Raw genomic sequence first — 21,288 nt, forward strand, 5'->3', positions numbered from 1 at the left:
AAACGATGACTGAAAGGCCAAGTATAGATGAGTATTTTCTTGAGATTGCTACGGTTGTGGCCAAACGCTCCACTTGCTTGCGAAACAGGGTAGGTGCTGTGATAGCAAGGGATAAACGTATTCTGTCCACAGGTTACAATGGTGCACCGAGAAATATGGAGCATTGTCTTGATATAGGATGTATCAGGCAGCAGAATAATATTGCTTCAGGCACCCGTCATGAAAAATGCCGTGCGGTACATGCAGAGCAGAATGCTATTATCCAGGCTGCCTTGCATGGTGTGAGCACAGATGGTGCAACAATTTACTGCACTCATCAGCCATGCATACTCTGTGCAAAAATGATAATAAATTCAAATATCAAAAGGGTTGTTTATATCCAGCCTTATCCTGACACAGATGCACTTTGTTTCTTCAAGGACTCAGGTGTAGAGGTTGTAAACATTCAGATATCAGACTTTGCTTAAACAGCGGAGTCCTTTTTTAACTATATCTTCACGTTCACTGCGGTACATTTCCTGAACAGATGATTCTTCTGATCTGAACTGGAGTCCCCTGACAATTACCACCGGGTATCCACCGTCTCCTTCTCCCATGAGCAAATTTGCTGCTCCTGCAATCTCATCTGCAATAGCTTCCTCGGTAATTTCCAATATGTTACCGAAAAGGTCTTTCTGTCCTTTCCAGTTCTTTATCGGATGTATTTTGTAAACCCCAATAGCAATTCCGGTTTGTCCGATCTTAAAAGCTCTGCCATTTGTATCTGTTAGTATAACACTGACCCTTTTTCCTGTGATCTTTTCAACTTTTGTTCCAATTTTTCCTGCACTCTCATCAGGATTAGAAGGCAGGTCTGCCAGATAGCCTGTGTTAACGTTTGAATCATCAATACCTGCCTTGATACACACATGCCCATTCTGTGTTTCAACCAGGAAAATAGGATAATCTACCAGCACTTCCTTGCTGCGGTCAAGAACTGCTTGAACAAACCTTGCATCCAGATTATGCTTATTTGCAATTGTTAGTGCCTTTTCTCCGGGAATGATATCTTCAAGCCTGAACATCCTTCCTTCTGCCTTGGCAACAATTGTGGAAGCTATTACAACAATGTCATTATCTTCTATGGTGGTATTTTCACAGATGATCGATGCAATGTCGTCTCCTTCTTTTATTAGAGGAATGTTTTCTACAGTAAATACCTGTATTTTCAATTTGAGATTCTCCAATAGATATGATTATGTTATTGTGAATAATGCTCTTATGTTAATTAACAATGCCATGTTAAATTCATACAAGTTTAGTTTATATCCGAAACTTCCAATAATATATGTTGGGAGTGGATTATTGAAGTAAGCACTCTGTTTCGATATTGTTCCAAAAGCCAACCAACCAACCAGCAAATTGGAAATTATTTTAGTGCTTGCTTCACATTCCGTTTCTTATTGGGGAAAAGATAGGGTTAAGAAAACAAGTGGGAATTGTTTTCAGGTCCTTTGCAGCAGTTCTGACTGCTTGAGATAATACTGAAAAAGTTTTTCACCCCAGGCGATTGCCTCTTTGTTGTATGATAATAGGTATCTTGGGTCGTAGAGTTTATCTTCTCTTAAAAGCTTTAAAAGCAAACAGTCCTCTACAAATGAAATGGTAGACAATCCGGGATCTTCAGGGTATATGTAGAAATTAAGATGAGGCGTTTTCAAAAGTTTATCAAACATCTGTTTGTCTTCAGCAATGAACTTATCAAGGACATCTTGAGTCATAATGAAATGAAATTCGATATTGTTCTGAGCATAGTGGTTGTATATTTCAAAATAGTCAGAATGATATAGTGAAGCTAAAGCACATACTTTTTTGGATTTGAAAGCAAAATCGATTGCTTCTTTACTCAGTTCCATGGATTCGGATAATTCAGGCTCGATTAGTTTGCATTCTTTCAGTTCACGCAGCCTGCTAAATAATTGCGGTGGTATGCAATCAGTGTAATGATTTATCCAGTATTCCATTTTATCTTCAAGGACTTCAAGAGTTCCAAGTAATGGAGTCAGATCACTGACTATTAGCTTTCCGAATTTTGTAAGCATGTAGCCATCATTATGTTTATCTTTTTCAACCAGATGACCTTCTTCCAGAATTTTCATTTGAGGGAGAAGTGCATTTCTGCTAACATCCAGTGTTTGCAAAATCGTGGACATACTCAGTGGTCCGTCCTGCAGGAGTAATAAAACATCCTTTCGTTTTTCAGACCTGCTAATAGTTTCAATCAGTGCTTGTCTCATTGATTCTCATTCTCTTTTGTGATGACTATGTTCAGGATAAAACTCTTTTAACTGCGTATTTATTTATAGATGAAACTGTGACACAATCATTTTCACTTAATCTTGAGCCCAACCGCCCATTTAAAACCTTTTTTAAATTCTGATTGGAAATATATAAACATACTGATTTTGTTGTATATGATGAAGTAGTATTGATTATCATTTGCTGATTTAATATGATATAATTATTGTTTTTATTCAGAGAAAAGTAATATACTATATTTGCGTTGTACTTTTTTGCGGTGATGATGATAGTTACCCCGACTGAGCAAAGGATGATGATATCTTTAACTGATGCCGCAATCTAACAAAATAATACAAAATGGGGTAATTAAAAAATAAAAGTCCGAATGTTCGGACCTGAATCAAAATCCTTATTCTATCATTATCCTGTGCTTCTCTTCTATCTCTGCCTTTGGCATTGTGATTGTAAGCACACCATTCTCAAGCTTTGCACTTGCTTCATCTTCATTTACCATTGATGGAAGATTAAATGCTCTTGCAAATCTGCTGTATGTTCTTTCACGCATAAGGTAGCCTTCTTTTTCCTCTTCTGACTCCTTGTGTGTGTTAGCTTTTATCCATACCCTGTTGTTCTTTATGTCTATGTCAACATCTTCTTTGCTGACGCCGGGAAGGTCTGTTGTAACCACAATATTGTTGTCATTCTCTTTGATGTCCACCAGAGGGGAAAGGGTATCAATATCCATCATTTCAGCACTCTGTTCTCTCTCTCCGAATAAGCGGTTCAGGCGCTCATGCATTTGCCTCATGTCGTCAAATGGATCCCATCTCGAGGCCGAAGATGGTGACCATGGAGTTAGTCCAAATTTCACTTTTACCACTCTCTTTATTTCATTCATATATGGATGGGACTATCCGGATAGAAGATACTCCCACTAAACAATAGTATCTAAGTGGTTCTATATATAAATGATGAGTCTGGCAAGTGTGCAAAAAAAGGAACCAAGGGGCATATTATTGTGGGCTACTCTGTCCACTTTCCATCTATTAATTTACCCACAAGATCAGCAGCGTAAACTGTTCCAAGGGCACCTTTCTTTACTGATTCCTCGTTAAATGCATCTGCGTCGTCAGATACCTTTTCTGAAGTACAGTAGATAGCTACCGGAATAGGGTTTGAAGTATGAGTTCTCAGTGCAATAGGTGTTGGATGGTCAGGAAGTACCATAATGGTAACATCTTCATCCATTTCCCTGGCTGCTTTCAGTACAGTACCTACAACTTTCTCATCAAAATCCTCAATAGCCTGGATCTTTGCATTCATGTCACCCATGTGTCCTGCTTCATCAGGAGCTTCAACGTGGACAAAAACAAAATCATGGTCTTTGAGTGCATCGATTGCATATTGTGCTTTACCAAGATAGTTTGTGTCAAGATATCCTGTGGCACCAGGTACTTCGATTACATCAAGTCCTGCATAGATTCCAATTCCTTTTACAAGATCAACTGCTGAGATTATAGCTCCTTTGAGGCCATAAAGTTCACTAAAATGTGTGAATGCGGGTGCAAATCCCTGTCCCCAGAGCCATATGGAATTTCCGGGGTTTTTGCCTTCCTTTATTCTTTTGAGGTTGACAGGATGGTCTTTGAGTATCTCAATGGATTTTTCAGTAAGCTCGCAGATGAGCTCGCTGTCTTCTCCTTTTGGCATATGTTCATGTCTGCTCTCATCAATTACATCGTGGGGGGGTACACATTCAGTATTTGCACCAAATCCTTTCTTTCCAACCATCAGGTGACGGTAACTGATTCCTGGATAAAAACGAACCTTATCATTACCAAGTTTGGAATCAATACTTTCTATCAATTCCTTTGCTTCATCGTTAGTAATGTGTCCGGAACTGTGGTCGGCTATCGTCTCATCTTTGATTGTTATCAGGTTGCAGCGGAAGGCAACATCATCTTCTTCAAGCTCCACTTTCATGCTTGCGGCTTCAAGTGGTGATCTGCCTGTATAGTACTTTTCCGGATCGTATCCTACAATAGACATGTTGGCCACGTCACTTCCGGGGTGCATGCCTTCCGGAACTGTCTGTGCGAGTCCTGCTCTGCCACGTTTGGCAATGTAATCCATGTTGGATGTGTTGGCTTTCTGAAGAACTGTCATGCCACCAATTTCTTCAAGAGGCTCATCTGCCATGCCATCTCCGATTAGTACTACATATTTCATATTTTCACCTATATTAATAGAAATCAATAAAAACCATAAGACAGTAATAATGCCATGGAAATGGCAGAAGTCCTGTTATTTTATTGGTTTTATGAGTGAGGTTTCGATGAAATATATACGTTTTGTAATTATCTTCGTTTGTCTTTTTTTGCTTTGCCTGTCTCCTGCATCTGGCGCAAGTACAAAAACAATGGTCCATTATTCGGAACCTCAGGTAACTGTGCAGGATGAGATATACCTTGAACAAGGTTATTCGTTCAGAGTAGTGGACATGAACTCTAATAGTGGTGACCTCTGGATTTCATTATATCTTAACGGAGAAGAAATAGAATTGGATGACAATTTTGCTAAAGAAGGTGAACCGCTTGAATATATTCGCTCTGTAGTTGAAGATGAGGATGATGACGAAGAGAAGGAAGTGGACTATTTCATTCTGAGAATAACTCCTGCGGGTGATGTGGATGAAGAAGATGGTGTAGTATACTCCAATGTTTATGTGGAGCAGTATATGGATCCGGTTGAAGATGTTGAGGATTATCTGTTGCTTGACAAAAGTTACTCATTGAAAATGGACTCTGGATTGGAACTGGCAGGTCTATACACGCTGGACGCCACGGATGTGGATGATGATGAAGTCACTCTTGAACTCAGGCTCGATGGAAAACTTCTCAGGGAGGATGATATCAAGGAAGATGAATACTTCTATTATACAGTTTATTCAGGTGGCAATCCGCAGACTCTTTTCCTTGCCAGCGTAAAAGCCTTTTTTGAGAGTGAAGACGAAGTTACTGTATTCCTGAATCATGTATCATTAAAACAAAGTCAGGTTTTTTCTTCAGATGAACTTCCCGACGGACTGGATATTGATGTATCCTCTCCTGTGGACGGAGGACTCAAAGCCGGAAGAATTGCAATTGTCAGCTATTCACTGAATGATTCATTTTCAGAAGTACGTATTCTGGTGGATGGTGAATTTCTGGATTCCAGATCTAATGTAAGTCCGGGTGTGTATAAAGCTGTAAGCGATGAACTGGATGCTGGTATTCATAAAGTCACTCTTGTGACTATAAATGGGGATGCTGAATCTTCATATTATTCGGAGGACTTCTCTGTCTCTGTAAATATCAGGGATAATATCACAGAATCAATTGTTGAAATTGCAAGTTCAGCAGCAGATGAAATAAAGAAAACTTACAACTCGACATCTGATGAATCAGAATCAGATGATACAGTTAAGGCGTCGGCAGATGATACTGCTGAATCTTCTGGATCGCCAGCATCAGGTTTGGCTACATGGTCTTCATCTACCGGGGTATCAAATGCTGTTTCTCTTGTAATAACCGTAGCTGTGTTCCTGATATTTTTCCTATTCTTCAATAAGTTCCGATAGATCTATATTCTTCTATTGGGACTTTTTATGAATCTGGTTTTACACATAATCTTTATATTAGTCTTTACTGTTTATAGACGCAATTAGCTGACAAACTAGGCGTGGTTGTATCATGAGAATCGTAATGAAGTTCGGCGGGACTTCCGTGGAAAACGGTGAAAAGATCCGCCATGTGGCTGAACTTTTAAAGCAGTATCATATGGATGGAAATGAACTTGTAGCAGTAACCTCAGCACTTGGCGGTGTTACAGACGGCCTGTTGACTACTGCAAATGAAGTATCAAAGAATGGTAAAGTAAGCCAGGTAAAGGAATTTATAACTGACTTATCCAAAAAACATTATGATGCAATCAACGTTGCAATTGATGATGAAAAGATCAGATCTGAATGTGTTGATTCCATTGACACAAGGGTCGACGAACTTGAAAAAGCCCTGATAGGTATCTGTTATCTGGGTGAACTGACCAATCGTTCAATTGATTACATTTCTTCATACGGTGAGCGTCTTGCTGCACCCATTGTAAGCGGTTCGATTCGTTCACTTGGAATCCCTTCTCAGTCTTTTACGGGAGGAGAAGCCGGCATTGTTACAGATTCAAATTATGGGGATGCAAGGCTACTTGAAGACAGTTATACCCTGGTAAAAAGTAAACTTGGTCCTCTTCTTAAAGAAAATATTCCGGTAGTTACGGGATTTATTGCTCATAACAAACAGGGTATTATCACAACCCTTGGCCGGGGTGGCTCTGATTTCTCAGCATCTATCATCGGTGCTTCAGTTGATGCAGACGAGATCTGGTTGTGGAAAGAGGTTCACGGAATCATGACCACTGACCCGAAAATAGTTCCGGAATCAAGACCTATTCCACAGATATCCTACATAGAGGCAATGGAATTATCCTATTTTGGAGCCAAGGTGCTTCATCCAAGAACTATTGAACCGGCAATTAAACACAAGATACCTGTACGTGTGAAAAATACATTCGAGCCGGAATTCCCGGGCACTCTTATTGTTGCAGAACAGAAACAGATAGAAGATGTTGTCAAAGCAGTAACCCTGATTAATAAGGTTGCCCTGATCAACATAAGTGGTGCAGGAATGGTCGGAACCATTGGTACGGCTGCCAGGGTTTTTTCCGCACTTGCTAATGCAGGTGTTAACATTACCATGATCAGTCAGGGTTCATCTGAGGCAAACCTGTCTCTTGTGGTTAATGAGGATCAACTTGAGGCGGCAGTGGCAGCTGTGAGATCGGAATTCACAACCAATGTTGTTGGTGATGTGGCATATGACCGTGATGTATGCGTGGTTGCAGTTGTAGGTGCTGGAATGGATGGTATTCCGGGAGTTGCAGGAAAGGTATTCTATTCACTCGGAAATGCCGGAATTAATATTATTATGATCAGTCAGGGTTCATCACAGCACAATATTTCCTTTGTGGTGAGTTCTGATGAAGCGCTCGATGCAGTTAAGACCTTACACTGTGAATTTGAACTTGACAAACAATAAATAAGCAGGGATAGCAATGAAAGATAAACACCTTACGTATGCAGAGTCAGGAGTTGACATTGAAAAGGAAGAAGTGACCATTAAGGCACTCACAAAGAGCATGGACTACAAGCGTGAGGGTCTGGGTGCTCCTTTAACAGGCATTGGTCATTATGCAGGACTAATTGATTTTGGTGAATATGCTCTTGCCCTTGCTACAGATGGTGTTGGTTCCAAAGTGCTCATCGCAAATGAGATGAAGCGCTGGAATACTGTTGGAATTGATTGCATTGCAATGAATGTCAATGATCTGCTTGCCATAGGTGCCGAACCTATTTCTTTTGTAGACTATCTTGCCCTTGAGAAACACAATGCCGATTTTGCATCCCAGATAGGTGAAGGATTGAGAAAAGGTGCTGAAATTTCCCGTATGACAATTGTTGGCGGTGAAACAGCAACACTTCCCGATATCATAAAAGGATTTGATCTTGCAGGAACCTGTCTTGGAATGGTTAAAAAAGAAGATATCATTACAGGTGAGGATGTCAGGGAAGGAGATGTCATTGTAGGTATTCCAAGTGCCGGTGTTCACAGTAATGGTTACACTCTTGTGAGAAACATAGTTGATCAATCTTCGTACTCATATCATGACCAATTCCCATACGATGAATCCACAACCATCGGGGATGAACTTCTTATTCCTACAAGGATCTATATGGAAGTACTTGATGTGATAAAGGAATGTGATGTCCATGGGCTTGCACATATCACAGGAAGTGGTCTATTGAAACTAAAGAGGGTTACAGATCTTGGCTTTGATTTCTATGACCCTATTGAGCCAGGTAAGATTTTCAAATTCCTTCAGGAAGAAGGCAATGTTGATGACCTTGAGATGTACAGGACTTTCAACATGGGGATGGGATTTGTTATCATCCTGCCTGCTGAACAGGCAGAAAAAGCTGCCAGTATGACAGGTGGTAAAATTGTTGGATGTATCACAGAAAAAGGTATTAAAGTTGGGGACCTTGTAATTGTTGAATAATATTTAAGGTATTAAAATGGCCTGCATAAACGACATTCCTTTTGAAATCCTTCTTAAAGGAGCTACTCCTGCACAGTGTGAGGATCTGATTCAGGAGAATTCCGATACAGTTTACCATGTGCCCGGTGGATATAGGTTACGTGGTGTGGCCCTGATGGGTGACAATGTGCCCGTAGGCGTAAAAGGGGATGAGGTGTTCTTCCAGTTCATCAAGCCCTGTTTTGGGCTTTTTGTACTACGGGTTCCTGATGCTTCAGATATTGCAGAGCAGCTCAGAAAGGATTTTGGTAATTAATTATATTATTATAACTTACTCTTTTTTGCAGTTTCATTAATCCACTTAAGGAATTCTCCAGAGGGGAACTCATGGATCGTTGTGGCAATTATCCTTCCTTCACCAAGTTCTTTTACAACCATAAGGGGATTTCCTTCATCATTTTTGAACACGACTTCACCATCGGATTTTGAGAAATATCCATCAAATTCGACTTCACAGCAGTAGTCTTCTACAAGACACTGAGCTTCATGATCCTGATTCTTGCATATATTGGTGACCTGATGTTTTTGTTTATATTCAAGTTCCATTGGCAGCCACTTATAATCATATTCAGGGACCACAGGACTGAATACCACTAGATTTCCTCCTCCTCTCACAAATTTCTCAAAACTTTTAGCATTTCGCTCAATGCCGGGTAAGATGTTTGTATATGTTTTATTTGCAAAACCTGTGGGAATTACCACACATTTGCATGGAGGGATGAATGGAGTGCCAATAGAATCAGATACAATTCTCTGGCATTTGATTCCATGTTCTGTGAATAGTTTTTCGAATAAAAGTGGATTGTCCCAGATAAGCATTACCTCAGTCATGCTAGCTGATAGTAGTTGTTGCTTTAATTATTTTCTGTCACGAATTTGTGTAGGTCATCAGTACTGCTGAATTCCAACCGCACTCGTCATAATTAATATATTATTAAATAGTATATATGATATACATAACTCCTTATTGTATACAAATGATGCAGGTTGGAGAGTGGGGTTCCCTAACAAGCCTGCGGCTCTTTTTTCAGGCAAATTATAAAAAAGAAAAAAATTGCTGGTTGTTTAGACCAGCTTGTTGAGTGGGTGGTTCTCGTCCTGAACTTCAAGACCGAGTTCCTTAGCAGTTTCTGCAAGCATAATGTCGACCATTGCTGTTGCAGGGAATACCTTGTCTGTGTTCTCGATAGGACCGAAGAGCTGGAAGTTTGATCCGAGTATCTGTGATACAAGGTTAGTTCCGATGTCAGTTGGCATGTAGATTGCCTGTCTCTGCTCTTTTGTCTCGAACTGTTTTTTGTATGCCTTCATCCAGTCCCATGCTGAAGCCATGTTGTGATATCCACCGCCAACTGGAAGTCCGAGGTGGCCCTTGACGGCAATTACTGCTCTCATGGATGCACCGGAACCTGCGCCAAGTGGAGTTGCAGCGACATCGATTAGTGGCTTTGTGATTCCACATTCCTTTGCGATCTCGAGCATACCCTTCTCCTGACCAGTACCACCGGTTTCGAGAATCTCAAGCTTTCCTTTTACGCTTGGGTCTGTTGCGTTGAATGCAAGTACAATAGATGCAGTAATGTCACTGTCTCTGATTGCCTCGATCTCGTCAGCATGGACACTGGCATTGATGGAGTTGTAGATAGCTCTGTCAGCTACACCAATCTCTGTTACATACTCTGCTGCTGCTGCACGAACGTCACCAGCGGATGAGTCGATAAGGAATGGTGTCTTGTCGTCGACCTCTACGAACCAGTCGATATACTTCTTGATCGCTTCAGGTGTTTCTCCGACGATTTGGTTTACTATTGGGTTACCTGTGACTTCGCCCATATCAACCATTGCCTGCCAGAGTTTGTTTGCAGCTTCTACATCGAAGACACCATTGTCTTCATCAGTCACGATCTTGTGCCTGTTATAGAACATTGTTCCTATAAGCACTGTGGGGTATTCTCCTGGCTGGCCACCGAATTTGACCCCACCGACGTCGAATACTTCTTGCTTCTTGTCAAATTTGAACATATGAATAACCTCTTTATTTTAAATACCGAGCATAGGTGCAAGGAACAGTACATAAAGCAGGAACATGATAATTCCGATAACAGCTCCGTAAAGTATTCCTATGTCTCTTCCAACTTTCTTACCAATACGCTGTGCAACTTCACTGTTAACAAACTCGATCTTCTCATCTATCTGGTTGAGTTTATCGAGTACTGCCTGGAAGTCTTCCGGGTCTGTGACCACACTTGGTACCCTGTCGCTTCTGTCTTCGGTCATTTTAAATCACCTTCCAGACGAACATAGGGATGATAACTACCATTACGATTGCAAATGCTAATCCTGCAATGAATCCAGCTAAGCCGGTTGCGGATACACCAGAATCAAGTTTCTGGTTCCTTGCAATGAGCTGGGCTCTGTAACGGATATCCTCGACCACAGCTTCAATGGCACCCATCTGTGGGGTAATGACCATTGGTACGCCTTTTCCATATTCTTCTTCTGCCATATTACTGACCTCCGAACAGTAGCATTCCAAGTAATGCCAGTGTAATTGCGAGACCGATCATTGCGCCTTCAATCTTTCCTGCGTGGACGCCAGAGTGGAACTTGTTAAAGTTTCCGATAGCCATCATTTCCTTGTTAATGGCCAGGATTCTGCTTCTGACGGTTGAGAGTTCAGCTGCCATTGGCTTAAGTCCACCAGCTTCCTCACCATCGCCATCGCCGCCTTCTCCGACTTCAAGTACCATTGGATCAGCATCGAAAGCTCCCGGGTCCTTTGCTGCATATTCCTTGATCTTTCCAGTAATAGCACCCATATCTTCAGTACCGATGAAATCAATACATTCGACCTGTTCCTGGAATCTTGCGATTGCTTCTTCTGAAAGGTTTTCCACATAAGGAATAGCACCTGTTGCGCCTACAATCCTGTTGTCTTTGACACCGTTCTTGTGTATCATGACAATTGCTTCACCGGTAATATGACCCTTTACTTCAGAACCTGTTACTATAAGGAATCTGATGTTTGGGTTGGATATTATGTGAGCAACCACTTTTTCAAGACCAAGGTTCTCTGTCTTACATGGACCTGTCAGACATGCGCCTGCATCGAGTTGAGGGCCTGCTTCAAGGTGTGAACCACATGTTACGACAGCAACACAGTTGGTTACATCGCCAACATCGTACTCACCTTTAAGGATTGGCCATCCTGATGCTGGTTCTCTTTTATCTGCCATTTCACAGTCCTCCCAATGCGCTCATTACCAGGAGCATAAGTCCTGCAATAACAAGACCTACTATCACTCCGTAGAATGTGTTACCATAGAAACCTGCACTGTATGATGTATGCTCACGTCCTTCAAAGGTGTTCAGAAGTGGTTTGTCTGGTGACAGAGAATTGATGAGGTCGTCTGCTATTTTATCGAGTTCATCGAGCTGTTCCATTATAGGGTCCATTGAATACTGGATTATGTCTTCCCTCTCTTCTGCGAGAAGGGATGTTAGTGGGTCCAGTACAAGGTGTGCCTCTGGGGCTACGTGTACCATGCTCATTCCAATTCCTCCTTAGAAGGCAGCAGTCCACTTCCAACAACAGCATATGCATCTCTCTTTACACGGTCATAGTATCCGCTGAATCCTATATACCAGAGTGCAAGTCCTATGAGGATTGTAAGTGCACCTGATGCACCTTCGTTAACTGTTGCAACAATTCCGGCAATTATCATTGCTATTGCGCCCTTTTCCAGTCCACAAATAAGTGTCCTGTCCTGGGCTTCATCAGGACCAAGGTTTGCGTTGAACGGGTGAAGAATTGCCAGACCACCTGCAATGAAAATTACTGCAATGTATCCGGTAGTTATTACCTGGCTGAGTATAACAGGGAAATCAAATGTTCCTGTCATAGAAATAGCAAGACCGATGATTGTTATTGTACCTGCTGTTGCAATCTCTGTCATGGATACTTCCATGATAGGGATTCCCATCTTGAGTACCTTGTTTGCAAGGACACCAACCATAAGACCGATAATTGCTGCTGTGATTAGTGCAATTACAGGTCCTGCAACACCACCGACTGCAAGGCCGAATGTTGCTGCAAGTACACCCATACCGAGTGCAAGCATACCGATTGAAGGTACACCGGTACCAAGGCCGTAACTTGCTACTCTTCTAACTGCTGCTGCGCCCCATATCATACCGCATATTGCGCCAAGTGCACCGATGAAGGACATATACTGCCCGACCATGTCCACAAGGAAATATGCTGCGTAAATTCCGATAAGTCCGCCTGCAACACCGAAAGCTATTATGTTATTCTGTGGAATTGCCTCTGCGGCTGCTCCACTTCCGCCTGCTGACATTTTACAGACCTCCTATTGCTAATACGCTTATAAGTGCACAGAATAAGGTAGCTACAAGGGATGCTACTACTGCCTTTGGGAACCTCTTGAACTTTGGATCATGGAAACCTTCAATGGTTCCTCCAATGTTATAGGATGGAATTACTGCGTTCACAAAGAAAATACCTACTGCGAAAACACTGGCCATACCTACAAGGTCTGCAAGAGCAAGTTGATTTGTAACACTCATGAGTGAATAGTATACAACTGAACCGCCGATACCTCCTAGAGCACCACCGATCACACCACTTACATATGATACAGTTGGAAGTCCGTGTCCTTCAGTACCCTGTGAGACATAGAGATCCTGTCTATCCTTTGTAATTGGGTCATACTTTACTTTTGCTGATGCTGGAGGACATCCGACACCATATATGTATACCCATGTTCCTACTATCATTGTCACAGCTATCATGATCATTGCACCGGCTGCACCGGATGCAATTACGAGTGCTGCGTTGTTTGTTATCTGCATCATTGCACCGGCTGTTACAAGCCCTGTAAGACCTGCACCAGCTGCAAGCTGTACGGTACCTGTACCGATACCTGTTGCCTGTGCCATAGCTGCCGGAGCACCACCTACTGGTACGAAGTGAACACTCCATGAGATAAGTACTCCACCTAATGTGATAAGGATCACGTAGAGTATATTCTGCATTAAAATTCCTGCAACATCAATCATGCAGCCACCTCTGCTTCTGCTTCATCTTCTTTGTATGTTCCATATGCAGCACGGGCAGCAACTTCCATGTTTCTGTTCCACAATATCAAAATAAGTACTATAATTATACCAGCAATGACTGAAACCCAGCCAATTGCATCTCCTTTTGTAGCATCGAAAACTGTTGTGATCCAGCCACTAAGGAAAACGGTCATTCCAAAAGCGAGACCTGTTACAGGTCCACCGAATTTTGCACAGAACCATGAATTGTCGATACCATTTCTAAGACCTGATTCTGCTTTTCTCACGATGTTACCTGAGTTTGCAGCATTAAGGCCGGATCCGTATTCGACGTTCTGGAATTGTCTTTCTGCACCGTAGTGTACATCACCGGTTGATGATCCAATTGCACCAACGGTAATTCCCCAAATGAATGCCAGAAGTGGCAGTGGGAATGGGTGTGCCAAAACGGTTGCCATAAGATATGATACCACAAGGATACAGAATGTTGTGATAAATGCATATCCCATGATGACGGGTATGTGACTTCTCATCACATCAAGATAAACTGGTTGTTTGAAACGTTTCTGACTTGCTGATCTGCCCATATATGCAGTAGCTGAATAAGTACCGTGTATTGCTGCAGCCACAATTGCTCCAATTGCAAGTGCGAGGGCAGCAGATGCACCAGTGGTTATAAGCACAGATGCAGTTGTTCCACCAATAGCACACATTAATGCATTTGATGGTGGTTCACCAGAAACAGCTTTACTGTGTATCCTGTGTGGATACATCATCTGGGGCGCTAACTGCACTTGGGAATTCGGGTTACTCTGTGACCCTACATCTGACTCAAGGTCTTCAGAGGCTCCTGCAATAGTTGCAGCAGCTCCCATGAGTGCCAGTACGCCCATACCTGTGAGCGGTTCCATTCACATTTCCTCCTTTTTTACGTTGTATTAAATTAGCGTAAATCGTGCCAAAATTACAATATTTTACTTCAAATCCTTATCATAATTAATATGGCGTAGACTAACGTCAGGTGGTTTGCATTATATTAAATACTTCTTAAACCTTTCGAATGGAACAAGGCAAAATACGGGTCTTTTTGCCTGGACTATTTAAAAAATTCCGATAGCAACAAACGGTATAAATATATATTTCAAAAAATATTGAAAAAACAGTATCTTATTCTCTGCGCAGGAAGTTAAGTATATATATGTCAGGTCTTGGTCTCTTACCACTGCCTCTTGAAAAGTCCATATAGCATCTATTGCAAAGCACTCTGCTGTTAAGCGAAGCCACTTCTGCTGTACCGGGCACAAGTCTTGCAAAAAGGAAAGAAGGCTCTACTTCAAGATCTTCAGATGTCTTTTCCAAGTACTCATTAATGTGCTCTTCAAAGATCTCCAGGTCATCATATTGCAATCCTCTGGTGTTGATAGTTAATCCTTTGCATCCGCATGGAAGAGCAAAAGCATCCATCTCGATAAGGAAAACAGGCTTTGCAAGAAGGCTCCTTAACTTATTCTCAAGTTCACCACGGTTCTTTGCCAGTGTTTCTGTAATTGTCATTATTGTCCTCCTTCTCTTTTTAGGGGTTTTAGTATATTGTCGCATCCTTCAGTAGTATATACCTTGATTATCTTCTCTGCAAGTCTTTCACAGTATCCGCATTTATTGCAGATTTTATTGCATTGCTTCCACTGGTCAATAGCACCATCCAGTTCTTTATTCGGTATATAGAAAAGGTCACGAATATCTTTTGGACAATCAAGCAAGTCCATAAGGTTTCCGTCATATGACTCATTTGAATAAGCCTGTATATTATTCAGTATCCAGTTAGGGAAGTGTGTCCTCCCTCCTATCTTGAATATATCTGTAATGTGTTTGTATTCTTTCAGATCTTCCGGTCTTATCCATGGAGATTTAATCAACTGTTGGGAATCACTGATCCTGAGTGAAAGGCACTTGTAGTAATAATAGTCATCCAGAACATTCAGTTTTGGTCCCGGACCATTGGCATGGGAAAAGAAATTGAAGTGCGCATATCTGAAAGGACACTGGTAAAGGCATCCTTCATTAACAAGAAGTTTCAGTTCACAGGATACAGAATCTCTGATCGCTTCAAGCTTTTCAAAATCCCTGTTTATCACAGGATCTATTACTATAGTATCTGCACCAAGTTGTTCATAGAACTCAGCTTTTTGCGGAGAATCTACAAAGGACAGGACCGAGACAACGACTTCCATATCAAAGTCTTTAGAAAGCATCTCTATAAAATAAGGCTCGGCAACAGTTACTGCATCAACACCTATGTTATGAAGCTGTGTAAAATACCAGTTAATCCTGTTGTAACCTTCAGGAGTAAGGTGCTGCCCACCCATACATGAACTGTTCAGAACCACTTCCATCTTCACATTATTCTCATGGGCGCGTGCTGTCTGCTCAGCAATCTCTTCAAGTCCTGGCGAACTAAGATTTGTCCTTCCGGTACCAACATAGTCAGGTGTGCCTGCCATATAGATGCCATAGATATCTTTAGAACCGGTAAGAAGCTCTTCAAGTGCTTCGAGGTGTCCTACATGTGGCGCATACAGTTTCATTGCTTTGCTGGTTCTCTTTAATTTAGATAAGTATTTTGGTTCCTTCTGTGAAAGCAAAAACCTTATGAATTACTACAATGACCATTTAACCATGATACTGGGTGCCTCATCATTTGCAGGAAGTTTTTCAGATATCGCTTCTGAATTGGAATCAGTTGAACTCTACATGCCTAAACTTGGCATATATAAAGATTCCATATTGCAAAAAGATATTCTGGAGTCATTACTTGATGAACTGTCGACAACTGATCTTAAAACTTCAATACATGCTCCTTATTTTGCAGATGTTCCGACTTATCCGAAGGATGTGATTGTTGACATGGCATCAATGGGTGAAAAGGAATTCCGTCTGATGCGTGAATCCATTGAACTGGCATCAAGACTGGGATCTGCTGCAATAGTATTACATCCTGGAAGATTTGGTACCGAGGATGATCGTGAATCATGTTTTAACAGGATGGTTACAAATCTGAGAACTCTGGCAAAAGATGCAGAGGATTCTGGAGTGATGCTCGGGCTTGAGAACAAGGAAGGTACTTCAAGAGGCAATCTGTGTTGTGATGTTGTAGAACTTGTGAATGCAGTTGAAGCTGTAAATTCCGATAATCTGGGTGCAACATTCGATATAGGTCATGCAAATCTTACCTGTGGTGGTGACAGTGACAAGCTCAGGAAGTTCGTAAAAACCCTGGGTCCACATGTGATACATGTCCACGTTCATGACAATGGTGGAGTATGGTCAGATGAGTATGACGGTGACCAGCACCTGGCTCCCGGAAAAGGGACTATAGATTACACTGTTCTTAAGGAACTGAAGAATTATAAGGGAATTATCAACATGGAGGTTTTCTCCATGGATGACGTGCACACAGGAAAGGCTACAATAAAAAAAGCCCTCAAAGATTGATATTTAAAAGCATAGCTCAGAAATCATCAAAAATGTTCTGAAATTTCGGGCTTATATATTATAATTGGGTGGTACAACAAGCACCAGTACCTCAGATATCTGAAGTACTTTTTCGGTAACTGATCCTACTATTTTTTTAAGCCCGCTTTTTCCCTGCGTACCGATTACTATGCGGTCCACTCCTTCATTTTTTGCAATTTCCACTATTTTTTCAGGAGCACTGCCATCCTCTATTATGGTATCTATCCTGTCTTGATCACATCCTTCTTCAGTGAGGATATCTACAATTGTTGATATTACGCTTTCAGCTCCTTCTTTCTGCCAGGTCTTTCTGGAAAACCCCTTGTCTGGAACTACATGGAGGACAATAAGTCTATAATCATGGTTCTGAGCTATCTTTGAAGCTACTTTCGCAGCATTTGAAGAATACATTGAGCCATCGGTTGGGATGAGTATTTTCATTCAAAAGCTGAATTGTACAGGTTATTATTAAATATATTGGATTCATTGTGTAATACAATGGCTGCAATACTTTTAATTTGTATGCTACATATAAATTCTGACATGGGTGAATGGCGATGAATAAGTATCAGAAATTCAAAAAAATGAACAACAAAAGTTACTCCGATGTAACTCGTTTTTTAAAAGAAACTACTCATCTTACAGCACGTGAATGGGTGATATCCAGAATGTGTGCGGATTTCAAGAATCTCTCCAACCACTCAGAAATGACCTGGATAGGTGAGAACCTCCCGGAACTTGTTCCATTTATGGATGAGGAATATTCCAGGCAGGAAGTCTCGAATGCACGTGCATCATTCAAGAAAAAGGTCCAGCGTAGTGGGACAACATTCTTTTACGCATATTATGCCGGTCTTATCACTCAGGAAGAAATCCTTCAAATTATACACCAGATGGTAAAGGATATCAAAAAACTAATGGATACCGAGGGTAGTGAAATCCCCGGGGAGCATGCAACTGAGGTTCAGATGCTTGTTGCCGAGGTGCTGAGAAATATCAATGAATCTCTGGATGAGGATTATTACTAATACAATTAAAAATTTAGTTAAATCTTAATATGTGATCTCAGGGTTCGATCCCATTTCTGTTACAGTAGTTTAGATATCCAAGAAGCATTCTCATATTTATTTGTCGAATGTACCTTGCCTGTACTTTGGATACATGCAGTGTATTCTCTCCGATTTCAAGTTTTATGTCGGAGTCTTTTGGTATGCTCATGTCAGCAGTAACAATAGCCGGTCCCCCGCAGGTGGTGCAAAGTCTGTAGTCCTTCTTTGACTTGCGGATAAAATCTTCTACCTCTGTTTCAACCTTTATTTCTCTTGGCACTTCTATCATGGGTACAAAGCAGCATTTAGTATACTTAAATTTAATCCATCATTTCTATTCAATCTATCATTTTAGATTCTTGGGTGATCCGCTTATTATTTTACCAGGCAGTATCATATTTTCCTCCCGATTCTTTTATGGAGGGTTTTGTATGTTTTATTATACTATGGAAATACAATCATTAAAAAAGGTGATTATTTGGCTGAATTTACTGTAAATTCTGCAGTTTGTGACTTTGTTCATAAGGTACGTGGCGTGAAAGATGGAAAATCAATCATTATTGATATCGAAACTCCCTGTGAGAAAATCAAAAAGATATCTCATATGGAAGTCCCTATGATGGAAATTCTGGATATAAAGAACAACTATGTAATTGACAGAGCACATGAGGCCGGATGTTCTGCAAACTGCCTTGTTCCATGCGCAGTTATCAATCTATGCAGGATGGAGGCAGGTTTCCTTGCGAAATCCCTGGTTAAAAAATCCGGTGGAATCAATATTGAATTCAATGAAGTTTAAAAATATCCAATCCTGTTTCATATGGTGTAATTGATATTAAAGAAAAGAGCTTGCAGCTGAAAGGGTAAAAATCATTTTGAAAATGTGTGGTGAGGGTGACTTATTATATTGTCTCTTTTCAGGATTCTTGTATATTATATTTATTTATGTACATCTAAAGACAGAAATACACATTATTAAGACCATTTTCCTTGTATACATCACATTCCGGGCATATGCACCCTTTCTGCTCTTCAATACATTTGCTCTTTCCAAAAGCGCAGAATAATCCTTCCATATGTTCTGCGTTAGCTATGTCTCCTTTTAACATATTCACAGCACTTTCAGGTATTGCTTTGATTTTACATGCAAATGAATAACTTGGACATTTTATACATATGCACTTTCTTACATTATCTTTACTTTTTTCCACATTCCCCATATTTATCACCTTTTTATTGACTGTGCTACAATATCTATAGTAACTCAATCCTGTTCTCAGCATTTAATTTATTTCCATTCCACCCTCGTTAAAAAATGTGTATTTTTTGTACTTAGCATTATTGCTTTGTCAGTTTATTTCTATTAAGAGTACCATCCTAAATTTCGACTTAACTGAAATATCATTTTCAGGTCAAATTTAAATCGAATGAGTTGTATTGTAAAACCCATGATGATGAAAGACAGGGGAAAACTGGTAATCTGGCCGGCATACATTGATAAGACTAAATCCAGAAAGGATGGTCGTATTGTTTCCAGAAAGACCTCTGTGGAATCCCCTACACTAAATGAAATTAACCATGCGGCAGCAAAGCTTGGAATGAATCCTGAAATTGAAGCAGACAAAGTCTATCCTCGAAGCTGGTGGGATACAAAGGGCAGAGTGCTTATAGATAACACTGCGCCAAAAACTCATCATTGCAGAAGGATATGTGCGGCTATCAAAGAAATGCGTTCATGATAGCATAAGCTATTTTTCTCTGTTTGATTTTAATTTAAAATTAAAAGGAATGTTAATGTGGCTGTTGCGTCAGCAACATACAGATTTAAACTACTGGCCACATTCCAAAGTTTGCATCAAGTATAAGAATAGCAAGACCAACAACAACGCCGATAGCGACCACTGTCTTAGGGTCTATATGTATTGCTTTTTTGTCGGCTTCGTAGTATCTCATAAGACCGGCAGATGACATCAAGCCGTTGCCGCCACTGGATTTCTTTTTTGTCATAATATCTCCATTTAGTGTTAATGATTGTTTAATGAATAATATAAACTTTATATTAACCGTTTATGGTGGTCATCATTAATTTACCTGTTCCTTCCATGTATTTCATGATTTAAAAGACTGCGCATTCATGCCAGAAGTTCATCCAGCAGGAATGGTGGATAGAATACTCCCTTCTCTGTGATCACTGCAGTGACGTTCTCCATTGGCGTAGCATCAAAAGCAGGGTTGTAAACTTTGACATCTGCAGGTGCGATTTGAACGTCCTTGAAAAAACGCAGTTCATTCGCATCTCTCTGCTCGATAGTGACAGTGTCCTCCCAGTTGTTAGGGTCAAAGGTCGAGATAGGTGCCGCAACGAAGAATGGAACCTCATGTTCCCTTGCAAGGATTGAGTGTGTGTATGTACCTATCTTGTTGAAAACTGCATCTCCTGTTATTCTGTCAGCTCCCACAATCACTTTGTCTACCATGCCTTTGTTCATCACATGGCCGGACATTGAGTCAGAAATGAGTGTAACGTCAATATTGTCCTGCATGAGTTCCCATGTCGTGATCCTGCCTCCCTGGTTAAGTGGTCTTGTCTCACAGGCGATGACCTTGATATCTTTACCTGTTTCAACAGCAGAGCGGATAACTCCAAGTGCGGTTCCCCAGTCAACACATGCCATCTTTCCGGCATTGCAGTGTGTCATAACAGTGTCACCATCTTCCAGCAGTTTTGCCCCGTTCTTGCCAAGTTTCTTATTAGTCTCAACATCCTCGTCTGCAATATTCTTAGCTTCTGCCAGCACCACATCTTTGATTCCATTTAGGTCGTATGCATCTGAGATCGCACTCATAGTCCTTTCAACACCCCATGCTAGGTTAACTGCTGTTGGTCTTGTTGCTATAATGGTTTTTGCAGCAACATTTAGGTCTTTTATGAGTGCTTCCATATCACTTGCGCTACTCAGGGTTGCGGCAAGTGCAACACCATAGGCACCGGCTGCCCCAAGAGCAGGAGCTCCCCGTACACGCAGGGACTTTATTGCTTCACATAGAGAAGCAAGCGTTTTGCATTCAATGACCTTGTACTCCATTGGAAGGAGTGTCTGGTCTATCATTACAATTGAATTAGAGTCATCATTCCAGTCTATGGTTCTCATGCTATCTGCCTCTCTAAATGTCATAA

29 protein-coding genes are annotated in these 21,288 nt (G+C 41.0%); 9 read left to right on the top strand and 20 right to left on the bottom strand.

The window, feature by feature from the left end:
- The first annotated feature begins 5 nt into the window (after positions 1–5).
- On the top strand, positions 6–467 hold the full coding sequence (locus J2746_RS01285) for a deoxycytidylate deaminase (protein ID WP_209615058.1): 462 nt from the start codon (positions 6–8) through the stop codon (positions 465–467).
- Here the strand turns inward: J2746_RS01285 and J2746_RS01290 are convergent.
- From J2746_RS01290 to J2746_RS01305, 4 genes are all read right to left on the bottom strand, one after another.
- Positions 453–1,211, bottom strand: a complete 759-nt coding sequence (locus tag J2746_RS01290; RefSeq protein ID WP_245249914.1) for a coenzyme F420-0:L-glutamate ligase — start codon at positions 1,209–1,211, stop codon at positions 453–455. The genes J2746_RS01285 and J2746_RS01290 overlap by 15 nt on opposite strands.
- 273 nt (positions 1,212–1,484) lie before the next feature.
- Positions 1,485–2,276: a helix-turn-helix transcriptional regulator gene (locus tag J2746_RS01295; protein WP_209615060.1), complete on the bottom strand. Its 792-nt coding sequence runs from the start codon at positions 2,274–2,276 to the stop codon at positions 1,485–1,487.
- A 413-nt stretch (positions 2,277–2,689) separates the two neighbouring features.
- On the bottom strand, positions 2,690–3,151 hold the full coding sequence (locus J2746_RS01300; RefSeq protein ID WP_342451752.1) for an Hsp20/alpha crystallin family protein: 462 nt from the start codon (positions 3,149–3,151) through the stop codon (positions 2,690–2,692).
- A gap of 152 nt (positions 3,152–3,303) precedes the next feature.
- Positions 3,304–4,509 (bottom strand): cofactor-independent phosphoglycerate mutase, encoded by a 1,206-nt coding sequence (locus tag J2746_RS01305; protein WP_209615065.1) that lies wholly within the window; start codon positions 4,507–4,509, stop codon positions 3,304–3,306.
- Between the two features lie 106 nt (positions 4,510–4,615).
- Here J2746_RS01305 and J2746_RS01310 point away from each other — a divergent pair, with 106 nt between their 5' ends.
- The 4 genes from J2746_RS01310 (at position 4,616) to J2746_RS01325 (ending at position 8,725) form a co-directional block, all read left to right on the top strand.
- Positions 4,616–5,899, top strand: coding sequence for a hypothetical protein (locus tag J2746_RS01310; RefSeq protein ID WP_209615067.1), 1,284 nt, complete (start codon positions 4,616–4,618; stop codon positions 5,897–5,899).
- A 112-nt stretch (positions 5,900–6,011) separates the two neighbouring features.
- Positions 6,012–7,409: an aspartate kinase gene (locus J2746_RS01315; protein ID WP_209615069.1), complete on the top strand. Its 1,398-nt coding sequence runs from the start codon at positions 6,012–6,014 to the stop codon at positions 7,407–7,409.
- A gap of 16 nt (positions 7,410–7,425) precedes the next feature.
- Positions 7,426–8,430 carry a phosphoribosylformylglycinamidine cyclo-ligase gene (gene purM / locus J2746_RS01320; protein ID WP_209615071.1) on the top strand — a complete coding sequence of 335 codons (1,005 nt, stop codon included), beginning with the start codon at positions 7,426–7,428 and terminating at the stop codon, positions 8,428–8,430.
- A gap of 16 nt (positions 8,431–8,446) precedes the next feature.
- A complete protein-coding gene (locus J2746_RS01325; RefSeq protein WP_209615073.1) occupies positions 8,447–8,725 on the top strand; it encodes a DUF1894 domain-containing protein in 279 nt (92 codons plus the stop codon).
- Positions 8,726–8,733: 8 nt separating this feature from the next.
- On the opposite strand, the gene J2746_RS01330 is transcribed toward J2746_RS01325, so the two are convergent.
- The 11 genes from J2746_RS01330 to J2746_RS01380 all read right to left on the bottom strand — a co-directional run bounded on the left by J2746_RS01330 (position 8,734) and on the right by J2746_RS01380 (position 16,133).
- Positions 8,734–9,300, bottom strand: coding sequence for a hypothetical protein (locus J2746_RS01330; RefSeq protein ID WP_209615075.1), 567 nt, complete (start codon positions 9,298–9,300; stop codon positions 8,734–8,736).
- 234 nt (positions 9,301–9,534) lie between these two features.
- Complete coding sequence (mtrH, locus tag J2746_RS01335) at positions 9,535–10,491, bottom strand: tetrahydromethanopterin S-methyltransferase subunit H (protein WP_209615077.1); 957 nt, start codon at positions 10,489–10,491, stop codon at positions 9,535–9,537.
- A gap of 18 nt (positions 10,492–10,509) precedes the next feature.
- Positions 10,510–10,746: a tetrahydromethanopterin S-methyltransferase subunit MtrG gene (gene mtrG, locus J2746_RS01340; protein ID WP_209615079.1), complete on the bottom strand. Its 237-nt coding sequence runs from the start codon at positions 10,744–10,746 to the stop codon at positions 10,510–10,512.
- A gap of 1 nt (position 10,747) precedes the next feature.
- Entirely contained in the window at positions 10,748–10,975 is a 228-nt protein-coding gene (locus tag J2746_RS01345) for a tetrahydromethanopterin S-methyltransferase subunit F (protein WP_209615081.1), read from the bottom strand.
- A gap of 1 nt (position 10,976) precedes the next feature.
- Positions 10,977–11,705, bottom strand: a complete 729-nt coding sequence (mtrA, locus tag J2746_RS01350; protein ID WP_209615083.1) for a tetrahydromethanopterin S-methyltransferase subunit A — start codon at positions 11,703–11,705, stop codon at positions 10,977–10,979.
- A 1-nt stretch (position 11,706) separates the two neighbouring features.
- Complete coding sequence (locus tag J2746_RS01355) at positions 11,707–12,021, bottom strand: tetrahydromethanopterin S-methyltransferase subunit B (RefSeq protein ID WP_209615085.1); 315 nt, start codon at positions 12,019–12,021, stop codon at positions 11,707–11,709.
- Positions 12,018–12,827: a tetrahydromethanopterin S-methyltransferase subunit MtrC gene (mtrC, locus tag J2746_RS01360; RefSeq protein WP_209615087.1), complete on the bottom strand. Its 810-nt coding sequence runs from the start codon at positions 12,825–12,827 to the stop codon at positions 12,018–12,020. The genes J2746_RS01355 and mtrC overlap by 4 nt, the downstream gene beginning before the upstream one ends.
- Before the next feature lies 1 nt (position 12,828).
- The gene (mtrD, locus tag J2746_RS01365; RefSeq protein WP_209615089.1) at positions 12,829–13,548 is read right to left on the bottom strand and encodes a tetrahydromethanopterin S-methyltransferase subunit D; all 720 of its coding nucleotides are present in this window, start codon (positions 13,546–13,548) and stop codon (positions 12,829–12,831) included.
- The gene (gene mtrE, locus J2746_RS01370) at positions 13,545–14,459 is read right to left on the bottom strand and encodes a tetrahydromethanopterin S-methyltransferase subunit E (protein WP_209615091.1); all 915 of its coding nucleotides are present in this window, start codon (positions 14,457–14,459) and stop codon (positions 13,545–13,547) included. The genes mtrD and mtrE overlap by 4 nt, the downstream gene beginning before the upstream one ends.
- Before the next feature lie 256 nt (positions 14,460–14,715).
- Positions 14,716–15,102 (bottom strand): DUF5402 family protein, encoded by a 387-nt coding sequence (locus J2746_RS01375; RefSeq protein ID WP_209615093.1) that lies wholly within the window; start codon positions 15,100–15,102, stop codon positions 14,716–14,718.
- Positions 15,102–16,133, bottom strand: a complete 1,032-nt coding sequence (locus tag J2746_RS01380) for a peptidase U32 family protein (protein WP_209615095.1) — start codon at positions 16,131–16,133, stop codon at positions 15,102–15,104. Before J2746_RS01380 ends, J2746_RS01375 begins: the two co-directional genes overlap by 1 nt.
- A 91-nt stretch (positions 16,134–16,224) precedes the next feature.
- On the opposite strand from J2746_RS01380, the gene J2746_RS01385 reads away from it, so the two are divergent.
- The gene (locus J2746_RS01385; protein ID WP_209615097.1) at positions 16,225–17,040 is read left to right on the top strand and encodes a sugar phosphate isomerase/epimerase family protein; all 816 of its coding nucleotides are present in this window, start codon (positions 16,225–16,227) and stop codon (positions 17,038–17,040) included.
- A 51-nt stretch (positions 17,041–17,091) separates the two neighbouring features.
- Here the strand turns inward: J2746_RS01385 and J2746_RS01390 are convergent, their stop codons facing one another.
- Positions 17,092–17,502, bottom strand: coding sequence for a universal stress protein (locus J2746_RS01390; protein ID WP_209615100.1), 411 nt, complete (start codon positions 17,500–17,502; stop codon positions 17,092–17,094).
- A 116-nt stretch (positions 17,503–17,618) separates the two neighbouring features.
- Between J2746_RS01390 and J2746_RS01395 the strand changes: the two genes are divergently transcribed.
- Positions 17,619–18,089 (top strand): DUF5806 family protein, encoded by a 471-nt coding sequence (locus J2746_RS01395; protein WP_209615103.1) that lies wholly within the window; start codon positions 17,619–17,621, stop codon positions 18,087–18,089.
- 37 nt (positions 18,090–18,126) lie between these two features.
- Here J2746_RS01395 and J2746_RS01400 read toward each other — a convergent pair whose 3' ends face one another.
- The gene (locus tag J2746_RS01400) at positions 18,127–18,399 is read right to left on the bottom strand and encodes a hypothetical protein (protein WP_209615106.1); all 273 of its coding nucleotides are present in this window, start codon (positions 18,397–18,399) and stop codon (positions 18,127–18,129) included.
- A 189-nt stretch (positions 18,400–18,588) separates the two neighbouring features.
- Between J2746_RS01400 and J2746_RS01405 the strand changes: the two genes are divergently transcribed.
- Complete coding sequence (locus J2746_RS01405; RefSeq protein ID WP_209615109.1) at positions 18,589–18,909, top strand: DUF6951 family protein; 321 nt, start codon at positions 18,589–18,591, stop codon at positions 18,907–18,909.
- A gap of 154 nt (positions 18,910–19,063) precedes the next feature.
- On the opposite strand, the gene J2746_RS01410 is transcribed toward J2746_RS01405, so the two are convergent.
- Positions 19,064–19,330: a DUF2769 domain-containing protein gene (locus J2746_RS01410; RefSeq protein ID WP_209615112.1), complete on the bottom strand. Its 267-nt coding sequence runs from the start codon at positions 19,328–19,330 to the stop codon at positions 19,064–19,066.
- 234 nt (positions 19,331–19,564) lie between these two features.
- On the opposite strand from J2746_RS01410, the gene J2746_RS01415 reads away from it, so the two are divergent.
- Positions 19,565–19,849: a signal recognition particle protein Srp19 gene (locus tag J2746_RS01415; protein WP_209615672.1), complete on the top strand. Its 285-nt coding sequence runs from the start codon at positions 19,565–19,567 to the stop codon at positions 19,847–19,849.
- Positions 19,850–19,934: 85 nt separating this feature from the next.
- Here the strand turns inward: J2746_RS01415 and J2746_RS01420 are convergent, their stop codons facing one another.
- Both J2746_RS01420 and J2746_RS01425 read right to left on the bottom strand, forming a co-directional pair.
- Positions 19,935–20,117 carry a preprotein translocase subunit Sec61beta gene (locus J2746_RS01420; protein ID WP_209615115.1) on the bottom strand — a complete coding sequence of 61 codons (183 nt, stop codon included), beginning with the start codon at positions 20,115–20,117 and terminating at the stop codon, positions 19,935–19,937.
- A 125-nt stretch (positions 20,118–20,242) separates the two neighbouring features.
- Positions 20,243–21,262 carry an S-methyl-5-thioribose-1-phosphate isomerase gene (locus tag J2746_RS01425; RefSeq protein WP_209615118.1) on the bottom strand — a complete coding sequence of 340 codons (1,020 nt, stop codon included), beginning with the start codon at positions 21,260–21,262 and terminating at the stop codon, positions 20,243–20,245.
- Between the last annotated feature and the right edge of the window lie 26 nt (positions 21,263–21,288).

The sequence above is a fragment of the Methanolobus bombayensis genome (assembly GCF_017873415.1).
In the GTDB taxonomy this organism is placed as follows: domain Archaea; phylum Halobacteriota; class Methanosarcinia; order Methanosarcinales; family Methanosarcinaceae; genus Methanolobus; species Methanolobus bombayensis.